At 52.4% G+C, this 1,876-nt stretch carries 2 protein-coding genes and 1 pseudogene; all 3 read left to right on the top strand.

Annotated features, from left to right (window positions below; all coding sequences use genetic code 11):
• Positions 1 to 313: pseudogene (locus tag ACTHUM_RS12720) on the top strand (nitrous oxide reductase family maturation protein NosD); the annotation flags it as partial.
• Between the two features lie 59 nt (positions 314 to 372).
• Positions 373 to 1,266, top strand: coding sequence for an ABC transporter ATP-binding protein (locus ACTHUM_RS12715; protein WP_070459265.1), 894 nt, complete (start codon positions 373 to 375; stop codon positions 1,264 to 1,266).
• A partial coding sequence (locus tag ACTHUM_RS12710) for an ABC transporter permease (RefSeq protein ID WP_440403025.1) occupies positions 1,263 to 1,876 on the top strand: 614 nt, incomplete at its 3' end. The genes ACTHUM_RS12715 and ACTHUM_RS12710, both read left to right, overlap by 4 nt.

Here is a 1,876-nt window from a genome sequence, read left to right as displayed (position 1 = left end):
CAGTACATTCGATCTTGATGGCGATGGTTTTGGCGACAACGCCTATCGACCGAACGGCATTATCGACCAAATCATTTGGCGCGCCCCCGTGTCCCGTCTGCTGATGAACAGTCCTGCCGTCAGCATTGTCAAATGGGCGCAATCTCAGTTCCCCGCTATTTTGCCGGGCGGCGTCATCGACAGTAAGCCATTGATGAAACCGATCAGCAACAAAACAAGCACCAAATACGAAGCCATGAAGGATGAGCTGTTGCACGAAGCCAGTACGCGCCAATCCGATTGGAGCGATGCCGAAAACGGATCTTTGAATTAAACATGTTTTCAGACGGCCTTTTTCATGAGGCCGTCTGAAACGGCACAAAGGAATTATTCATGACCAACCACGTCGAATTAAGAAACGTGACCAAACAATTCGGTAGTCAAAAAGCCGTCAACCAAGTCGATTTAGTCCTCAAAGCAGGCGAAAGCGTCGGCATGGCAGGGCATAACGGTGCAGGCAAATCCACCATCATGAAGCTGATACTCGGCCTGATTACGCCGACCGAAGGCGAAGTCATGTTGCTGGGCGAGCGTACCGGCAGTAAGGCAGGCGCACTGCTTCGCAGCCAAATCGGCTACCTGCCTGAAACCGTCGCGCTTCATCCTTCATTGACCGGCATTGAAACCATGGATTTCTATGCCAAACTTAAAAAACAGCCCTTGAGGAAAAACCGTGAGTTGTTGGAACGCGTCGGCATTTCTCAAGCGGCACGCCGCCGTGTCGGCACTTACTCCAAAGGTATGCGCCAACGTCTCGCTTTGGCACAAGCCTTGTTGGGCGAGCCTAAAGTCTTATTGTTTGACGAACCGACCACAGGCCTTGACCCGGCTTCACGCCAAATGTTTTACGAAGTCGTGCGCGAACTGAATGGACGCGGTGCAACCGTATTGCTCAGCACGCACGCGCTTGCCGAACTCGATGGCCACGCCGACCGCATTATCGTCATGAAAAACGGTGTGAAAGTTGCCGATGGCAGCATGGATGAGTTGCATGTTCAAAGTGGTTTGCCGTTGACCGTCAATGTTCGTTTGAAAGAAGCGCGTCCGTTGAGCGAGCGTTGGCAGCCGCTTTCAGACGGGCTGTCGTATAAAGCGCAATGTAAAGCCGAAGAGCGTATGGGGCTTTTGAGTGAATTGGGTGATTTGGGCAACCTTGCCTATATCGATATCCATACCCCGACACTTGACGATATGTACGCACAATTCTTAAAAAGGGAAGACGTATGAACCCCGTTTGGATTATTACCGGCAAAGAAGTCCGCGACAGCCTGCGCAACCGTTGGGTCCTCGCCGCCGCACTCCTGCTTGCCGCGCTTGCCCTGTCATTGGGTTTCCTGGGCAGCTCGCCTACCGGTACAGTCAAAGTCGATCCGTTGACCGTTACCGTTGTCAGCCTCTCCAGCCTGTCGATTTTCCTGATTCCGCTGATTGCGATGTTGCTCTCTTATGATGCGCTGATTGGCGAAATCGAACGCGGCACGATGGCGCTGTTGTTGAGCTATCCGATTTCGCGCAACCAAATCCTTGCCGGCAAATTTATCGGCCATCTCATCATCCTTGCCCTTGCCACCACGGCAGGCTACGGATTGGCGGGCATTACCCTCCAGCTTGCCAACGGCGGCTTTGACCTTGCCGCATGGAAACCTTTTGCCCTCCTGATTGTTGCCAGTGTGATTCTTGGTGCAGCCTTTTTGTCTATGGGTTATTTGATTAGCGCAAAAGTCAAAGAACGCGGTACTGCCGCCGGTATCGCCATCGGCGTATGGCTGTTTTTTGTGGTGATTTGCGATATGGCGCTTTTGGGTGTTTTGGTTGCCGATACTGAACAAGTTATTAC

The sequence above is a fragment of the Neisseria sp. P0021.S006 genome (genome assembly GCF_051956895.1).
Note: the sequence above shows the minus strand (reverse complement) of the source record. Positions and strands in the feature narration are given on the sequence as shown.